This window comes from Atlanticothrix silvestris CENA357 (assembly GCF_016056295.1).
Classification (GTDB): Bacteria; Cyanobacteriota; Cyanobacteriia; order Cyanobacteriales; family Nostocaceae; genus Atlanticothrix; species Atlanticothrix silvestris.
The window spans coordinates 79,445-87,273 of the sequence record NZ_JAECZB010000113.1; the positions used below are offsets into that span (position 1 = coordinate 79,445).

Annotated in this window: 7 protein-coding genes; 5 read left to right on the top strand and 2 right to left on the bottom strand. The window is 42.0% G+C overall.

The genetic code is table 11. The annotated features are described in order from the left end of the window. The 3 genes from I8751_RS29270 to I8751_RS29280 all read left to right on the top strand — a co-directional run. On the top strand, positions 1–728 hold a 728-nt coding region (locus tag I8751_RS29270; protein WP_214442576.1), incomplete at its 5' end, for a WD40 repeat domain-containing protein. A gap of 88 nt (positions 729–816) precedes the next feature. Beyond that, positions 817–1,113: a hypothetical protein gene (locus tag I8751_RS29275; protein WP_214442577.1), complete on the top strand. Its 297-nt coding sequence runs from the start codon at positions 817–819 to the stop codon at positions 1,111–1,113. 29 nt (positions 1,114–1,142) lie between these two features. Continuing rightward, on the top strand, positions 1,143–1,370 hold the full coding sequence (locus I8751_RS29280; RefSeq protein ID WP_214442578.1) for a hypothetical protein: 228 nt from the start codon (positions 1,143–1,145) through the stop codon (positions 1,368–1,370). Positions 1,371–1,403: 33 nt separating this feature from the next. Here I8751_RS29280 and I8751_RS29285 read toward each other — a convergent pair whose 3' ends face one another. Both I8751_RS29285 and I8751_RS29290 read right to left on the bottom strand, forming a co-directional pair. Then, positions 1,404–3,326, bottom strand: coding sequence for a GTPase family protein (locus tag I8751_RS29285; RefSeq protein WP_214442579.1), 1,923 nt, complete (start codon positions 3,324–3,326; stop codon positions 1,404–1,406). 47 nt (positions 3,327–3,373) lie between these two features. Beyond that, on the bottom strand, positions 3,374–4,648 hold the full coding sequence (locus I8751_RS29290) for an ATP-grasp domain-containing protein (RefSeq protein ID WP_214442580.1): 1,275 nt from the start codon (positions 4,646–4,648) through the stop codon (positions 3,374–3,376). 336 nt (positions 4,649–4,984) lie between these two features. Between I8751_RS29290 and I8751_RS29295 the strand changes: the two genes are divergently transcribed. Both I8751_RS29295 and I8751_RS29300 read left to right on the top strand, forming a co-directional pair. Further along, positions 4,985–6,157, top strand: a complete 1,173-nt coding sequence (locus I8751_RS29295) for a pyridoxal phosphate-dependent aminotransferase (RefSeq protein ID WP_214442581.1) — start codon at positions 4,985–4,987, stop codon at positions 6,155–6,157. 935 nt (positions 6,158–7,092) lie between these two features. Beyond that, positions 7,093–7,829 (top strand): RICIN domain-containing protein (locus I8751_RS29300; protein ID WP_214442582.1); only part of this gene is annotated, 737 nt, incomplete at its 3' end.

The following is a 7,829-nucleotide window of genomic DNA, read 5'->3' on the forward strand; positions in this document are numbered from 1 at the left end:
GGGACACAGATAAACTCATCTCCACTTTAGAAGGTCATGGCGATTGGGTCAGGAGTGTGATGTTCAGCCCCGACGGCAAAACTTTAGCCTCTGCCAATGATGACAAGACGATCAAACTGTGGCATCGGGACACAGGTAAACTCATCTCCACTCTAGAAGGTCATAGCGATGCAATCTATAGTGTGGTGTTCAGCCCCGACGGTAAAACCTTAGCCTCCGCCAGTGGTGACAAGACGATCAAACTGTGGCATCGGGACACAGGTAAACTCATCTCCACCTTAAAAGGTCATAGCAATTTGGTCAGGAGCGTGGTGTTCAGCCCCGACGGCAAAACCCTAGCCTCTGCTAGTAATGATAAGACTATCAAACTGTGGCATCGGGACACAGGTAAACTCATCTCCACCTTAGAAGGTCATGGCGATGGGGTATTGAGTGTGGTGTTCAGCCCCGATGGCAAAACCTTAGCCTCTGCTAGTATTGACAACACCATCAAACTCTGGAATCGGGATACAGGTAAACTCATCTCCACCTTAGAAGGTCATGGCAAATCGGTCTATAATGTGGTGTTCAGCCCGGACGGCAAAACCTTAGCCTCCGCTAGTGGTGACAAGACCATCAAACTGTGGAATTTGGATATTGATGATTTACTGGCGCAGGGTTGCAGTTGGCTGAAGGGTTATTTGATTAGTCATTCTGATGCGCCGAGGGTTTGCATGAATAGGGAGTAGGGAAAATGAAATGATGGGATTTGCTGTAAAAATGCGTTGGCGTAGCCCGCCGCAGGCATCGCTTCTTCCATAACTCATGATAAATGTAATGTGGAGGGCGATCGCTGGAAAAATAAACGACATTATTCGAGTTCAAACCTTGGCGTTTCTCGTTTCAACCTTGGCATTTCTAGTTTTAACCCTGGTGTTTTTCATTTCAACCTTGGCGTTTTTCATTTCAACCCTGGCGTTTTTCATTTCAACCCTGGCGTTTTTCATTTCAACCCTGGTGTTTTTCATTTCAACCCTGGCGTTTCTCGTTTCAACCCTGGCGTTTCGAGTTCTAAATGCGATCGCTCAATTTAAACTTGACATGCTAGTAGAGTATCAGGCGATCGCCCTATAGTAAAAGGTAATTATTCTGTGCAATGACCTATGAAAGCTGAAGAATATCCGTTTGTCCAGGAGTTAATTACAGATAAACAAGGTCAAGTTCTCAAAGTAGTTCTAGAGTTTGAAGAATATCAGCGCCTACTAGACGCTATTGAAGACGAAGGACTCTATAGAGCTATGCAAGCAGTCAGTAATGAAAAACCTTTGAGTATAAATGATGCTCTTCAAGAACTTGAACTCGCCATTAAATTAAGACAAGAGACGCGATAAATCGCCGTCTCTACAAAAAACTAATTTACGGGATCATTCAGCATATTTACTTGACAAATAATACTCGAATCGTTCTCTAAGTTGTGCAATTGTGAGATTTTGAGTCCAGTATTCTACGATCGCATGACCAAATGCCCAAGCGTTGCGCTCTGGTGAAGCAGGGTTTTCTAGTAAAATTGGCCACAGGGCTAATAAGTCAAAGTTCAGCTTGTTAGCATCGCCAACATGCAACAGCGAGAACAATTCATAAGCCATTTGAAGTTTACCAATCACAATGGGTAACTGTTCTACGGGAATTTGTTCTGCAAGTACGTATGCGAGAGTTGGAGAACCGGTTGATAAAGTAGAAATAAACTGAAGGACAGGACTTTTAAGTAGTGCTGTGAGTCCTTGGGTAGTCGCCATTTGGAAGGTGTAATGGTCGATGATTTTGGCAGAGGCGACGGTACGGGCTTCTAAGTTACGCAAAAAGCGAGCTAACCGGAGTTGTTTGGCAGGGGCGATCGCCTCAACTAATCCTAAAGATAGTGCTTCTATTCCCCAAGCTGTTCGATTTGTTTTAATATCACTGGTAACAATTGGTAGCACTAGTTGACAAAATTTTCCTAACAATTGAGTGCGATATTTTGTGGCTTCTCGAATCGCCACTTCTTTGGGGCGATCCCCCGATTCCCAATCGTAAGGCGGTTGCCATTCGCGGATGGGACGTAGACGATCTACTTGAGTAACGATCGCAATTGCTGGTAAATCTGTAATTTCTGCTTTGATATCCCTAAGAAAGTCCACATCCATTTGCAAAGCTGGATCAAGGGCAGGAGTAACAAGCAGTAATAAATCTGCATTTGTTGCATAGTCAATTACCAACTTGCGAAAATCTTCCCGATTCGCTTGTTCATAACCGGGAGTATCCCAAAGTGTTAATGTTTCTTTATTTGCAGTTTGCCATTGGTAATTTTGAATTTGATCGGTACTGGGTAAAACATCAACAGTTGCCAGATCAGCTTGAAACAAAGTATTAATCAAGCTACTTTTACCAGATCCCGTCCGCCCCACCAGCAAAATGTTGACGGGTTTTTGCTCAACTGCTAACGTTGGTTCTGCTTGAGTTAAGATGTCTCGCAGGGTTTGGGTTTTCGCTTTGGGTAGTGCAGGTGTGGCAACAGCGGCGGAAGTTGGGAGTGTACTACCGCCATAAAGAGCGAGCGCTTGGCGACATAAGTTCCGCAAAGCAGCTTCTTGGAGCATCTGACCCAAATTTACCAAAAGTTGCTGAGTTGCCCGGTTACTGTAACCTTTGGTGGCACGATTGGCAACCGCCGCTACCGGATTTAAAACCCATTGCGCCCAATTCCAAACTCGCCAGAATTTACGAGCAGACGGTTCCAGTTTTTGATAGACTTCATACGCTTGGTAAGCTTGCCCAACCGTCACCTGATTCAGAGCAGGTGATAACTTCTGCATCCACTGATCGAGATCATCCACGGTTCCTCGAATCAGTCCGTAAGCTTGAGGAATGTAAATATTTAGTAGAGGATACTGAACTTCAGGATGATAGATCCGGGCGATCGCCGAAACCAAATCTTGACATCGCTGCCAAAAAGTTGACCAATCTTCCCAAATCGGGCGATCGCTTCGTGCTACTTGCAGAATTTCTTGCAGTGCGACTTCTGCTTGTTGAGTGTTGTCACTTCCTCCTGGTAGCCCTGCTGTACTCTCTGTCGCTGATGCCAGTTCTTCCCTGACTTCCACCATCACAGTTTCCATCTGCTTGAGTGCAGGTTGAGTCCACTTAACCAACAACCAACGCCAGCCAACAAATATTAGTGTGAATATACCCCAAATCCAATTAATACCCCAAGCATGAATCTGCAACCCTGCGGATACTAAAAGAAAAATAACTATAAAGGCGATCGGGATTGCCAATACAACCCACTGCCATATTTTTAATCGCACCATTGCCCCATACCTACTTTCAAATTAATTTTTAACTTTTAATTTTTAATTCAAAAAATCCACCGTAATCCCTTTTTCTCTAACTTTTGCTCAATATGCTGCATTTCCTCAATCGTCTCTCCAGCTACAATTGCGTAAATTTCGGTGTAAATTTTTCCGTATTTGACCGACTCTTGAGCCGACAAAATCATCAAGTCCTTGCGCTTTAATTCAGATTTTAAGGTCAATAATATTGATTCCAATGTGCCAACCATTTGGTAGTTACTAGCATATTTAGCAACTCCCTTCCCCAGCCCCAATAGTGTATGACGCTGCAAACACAATGGAGTCGAGCCATTAACTCGAAAATTGGCATCAATCACATAAAGCTGTCCGCTTTGGTCTTCTAGCACATCAAAGCCAATAATACCGAAATAACCTTGCTGATGAGCATATTTACCAATAGCAGCAATCATCTCAAAAAACATGCTCATATCTGTGTGACGATAGTCAATTAGTCCTCCCAAATAATTGCCCTCTGGAGTGACAAGTTGGCTAGTAGTACCAATGAGGGTTATATCTCCTGTCTCGCTAACATAAAACTGCACGCAGTAGTTTTGCACAACATTTTTGATGAACTCAGAAACAATAATTGTATCTAGCAACTTAATATCGAGATACTTTCTCAGTTCTGCAAAACAATAATTGAGATCGCTAGTACTGTTAATAATATAAGTGCCTTCTCCTGAGAGTCCGTGGGAAGTTTTGATTAGATATGGAAATTGCTCTGGTAAGGGAATATCTGCAATATTCAAAGAGTGCAAATTATAGCTTTTGTATTTTGGATGTGGGACTCCCAGATCGGCTAGCGTTGCTTTATCAAGTAAGTAATAATGAGTGTCTGGATCAACAGCATGTTTTTCTTTTTGCAAATGATCAAAGGGAAATAGAGTGATGAATTTGTCAAAGTGATCGCTACAATTGAGAACATCCAGATAAAGCGATCGCTCGACTACTTTTATATTGGTATAGCTGAAACCAAAATGCTCCCGCCAGTAATCAAGCAGTAATTTTGGCGGTAAACTAATTATGAACCCTGGAATAGCATCGCCTAATACAGCTAAATTTTTCCAAGGTTCCTTTTGGTGAATCTTATTATAAGAAGTTTTAGTAGCTTCATCACTACCGTCTTGAATCAAGTACTTTTGGGTATTAGGGTAAGCAGCCCAGCTAGCAGTTGCAGGGTAATTAAGGATGAAACCATAAGATATATCTTTGAGATCTTCAGCAAATAAATCAGAAAAAGAACTTCCTTGAAAATAATCAAATTCGGATATTGAGTTCATATAAAAAGTTATAAAGTCGTTTAAATTCCTTAATTATTTAATATTCTGACGTTGCATCTTGGTAGGATAATTTATTTCACGCAGAGGCGCAGAGACGCAGAGAATATGAGGAGTTTTAAGTTTAAATATATAAAATTTCATTCCTTAATTCAGCAACGCCAATATTCTTTATTGTTTATATTTAACTCTTTTTTAATGAGAGTGAATCTATCAAGGGAAAGGGACATTGGGGAGATATAAAGAGTAATATCCCTCTCATCTGCCTGTTTTTTCAGTCTTCAGTTGCAATTCTGGGATATCCTTAGATCAGTGAAAGATTTGCCAAATAAAGTAAGAATGAAGCTGGCAGCACGAGTAAGTCAGGTGACACCCTCTTTAACCTTAGCGATCGCAGCTAAAGCTAAGGCACTAAAGGCGGATGGAATAGATGTTTGTAGTTTTAGCGCTGGAGAACCAGATTTTGACACCCCAGCGCATATCAAAGCCGCAGCAGCAAAAGCTTTGGACGAAGGTAAAACCAAGTACGGCCCAGCAGCCGGAGAACCAAAGTTAAGGGAAGCGATCGCCCACAAGCTCAAAACTGATAATGGCCTTAATTACAAATCAGAGAATGTCATCGTCACTAACGGCGGGAAGCATTCTTTGTACAACTTAATGGTGGCGCTAATTGATCCAGGCGATGAGGTAATTATCCCTGCTCCCTATTGGCTGAGTTATCCCGAAATGGTGACTTTAGTCGGTGGTGTACCAGTAATTGTCCATACTGATGCAACGACTGGTTATAAAATTACCCCTGAACAACTACGTAAAACAATTACACCCAAAACCAAGCTATTTGTCCTTAATTCTCCGTCTAACCCTACCGGGATGGTGTACACCCCAGAGGAAATTAAAGCTTTAGCGCAAGTAGTAGTTGATGCAGATATCTTCGTTGTTTCCGATGAGATTTATGAAAAAATTCTCTACGACGGCGCAGAACATATCAGCATTGGTTCTTTAGGTCAGGAAATTTTTGACCGTACCTTGATCAGCAACGGGTTTGCTAAAGCTTACTCAATGACTGGATGGCGACTAGGCTATTTAGCAGGGCCAGCGGAAATTATTAAAGCCGCGAGTACCATTCAAGGGCATAGTACATCTAATGTGTGTACCTTTGCCCAATATGGGGCGATCGCAGCGCTACAAGATTCCCAAGACTGTGTAGAATCAATGCGTCAAGCTTTTGCTAAACGGCGACAGGTGATGCTAGACAGACTCAACGCCATTCCCGGATTGAGTACCGCTAAACCAGATGGTGCTTTTTATCTGTTTCCTGATATCAGCAAAACGGGTCTCAAATCTCTAGAATTTTGTGACGCTTTGCTGGAAAAACATCAAGTTGCAGTCATTCCCGGAATTGCTTTTGGTGCTGATGACAATATTCGTCTTTCTTATGCCACAGATATGACAACCATTGAAAAAGGCATGGATAGATTAGAGAAATTTGTGCGTAGGCATAGCCCGTCGTAGACATCGCGTATTTAAACTTAACCGTTTAAATGAAACTGCTGTAGGGTGGGCATCTTGCCCACCTTAATTATGTAATCAATGGTTTGATTTGGGGCGATCGCCTCTATCACCTGCCTTAAAGCTAGAATGTGATGAAATTGGAGCCCATATCATATAAAAATTTGCGTAACGATGGACATTCAAAAAGTTCTACGCGATCGAGGAATTATTTTTCAAGGAGCGACAAGCGAGCTAAAGTGCTTGCTGTATAAGCTTCATAGCCCTTAAACCTCGCTGATCATATGCCTGCTTCAAGGGGCGACAATCGCCTCTAAACCTAACTAGATAAAGGTTTTGGAGGTATTGAGGGAGAATCCAGGGGTTGAGTTTCTTGCGGAATGTTGGAATGATGACCCCGCTTTGCAGATTGTGATCAAGAAATTAGTGGCGAAGTTTCCGCAGTGGGGTGTTGTAGTTGTGGATGGGGTACTGGTGAGGTGGGAAGGGTAGCAATCACTCTCAACTACTGGCGTAATTCAGCACTCGCTCCCATCCCCAACGCCATGCTGTCTCTACCTACTACGGCTTCGCAATGCTCTTAGGTAGTAGGATTTACTAGGTATTATGAATTTATTATTCAGCATTTAAGCTGTTATATGAAGTTTACTTAAATGTTTATTTAACTGTCTTAAGTGTCTTAACTGACCTTGCATTCTTATGAAAATTTTGAAATATTAAAAACGTGAAGTGCGCTGAGATAAATTTCAAGCGGCTTCCACTCTTCGCATTTATTAAGCTAGACGCTTTAATAAGCCAGTGACTTTATGTGCTGCTGCAATAGTATTCTGCCCTGGACTGATGTCTTGTGGCGAAAACTGTTGTGTTTAGTTATTTTTTGCGTTGAAAAAAAACCGTACTCATTTTTCATTAATCATTTAACTGAAAGCAACAAAGCTATGGATTTTCAGAACCTTTTGATCTTAGACCAACGTATTGGGATAATTACTTCTCTAGACGCAGATCGCGCAAGCAATACTTGGCATCAGGTAAATTTTGATGTGCCTTTTGCTGAAGACAAGAAAGTAGTAGTTCTACCAACGACCCAAACTTACAATGGAGCTTCTACGCCTAACTTAAGAATCAGAAATGTAACTCGTTTAGGTTTTGAGATCCGCTTTGATGAACTCATTGGTAATACACTTGATACAAGTCTAGCTGATGGCGTACATCCCTCTGAAGTAGTCGGCTGGATAGCTTATGGATTTTACCCGAAATCTGAATCTATATCTTCAACATCTAATGTACCTACTCCAGAAAAAGATTATTACTTAATTGCCAAAAATAGTGGCAAAGTTCTACAGGTAAATGGTGGCAACAAAGATGATGGTGCCAATGTCGATCAATGGACAAAGCAAAACGTTGATCACCACAAATGGCAGTTAAAAGATGCAGGAGACGGCTATTTCTACTTAATTGCCAAGCATAGCGGTAAAGCTTTAGCTGTAACAGGTGGTAGTACTGCGGATGGAGCCAATGTCCTGCAATGGACACTCCAACAACTCGACCACTTCAAATTCAAATTAGAAAATGCAGGAGACGGCTATTTCTACTTAATTGCCAAGCATAGCGGTAAAGCTGTAGCTGTAACAGGTGGTAGTACTGCGGATGGAGCCAATGTCCTGCAATGGACACT

What these genes read in the sequence shown, in the direction of transcription:
- I8751_RS29280 (WP_214442578.1), top strand. Translation starts at nt 1,143, where the DNA reads ATGAAAGCTGAAGAATATCCGTTTGTCCAGGAGTTAATTACAGATAAA.
- I8751_RS29285 (WP_214442579.1), bottom strand. Translation starts at nt 3,326, where the DNA reads ATGGTGCGATTAAAAATATGGCAGTGGGTTGTATTGGCAATCCCGATC.
- I8751_RS29290 (WP_214442580.1), bottom strand. Translation starts at nt 4,648, where the DNA reads ATGAACTCAATATCCGAATTTGATTATTTTCAAGGAAGTTCTTTTTCT.
- I8751_RS29275 (WP_214442577.1), top strand. Translation starts at nt 817, where the DNA reads ATGTGGAGGGCGATCGCTGGAAAAATAAACGACATTATTCGAGTTCAA.
- I8751_RS29295 (WP_214442581.1), top strand. Translation starts at nt 4,985, where the DNA reads ATGAAGCTGGCAGCACGAGTAAGTCAGGTGACACCCTCTTTAACCTTA.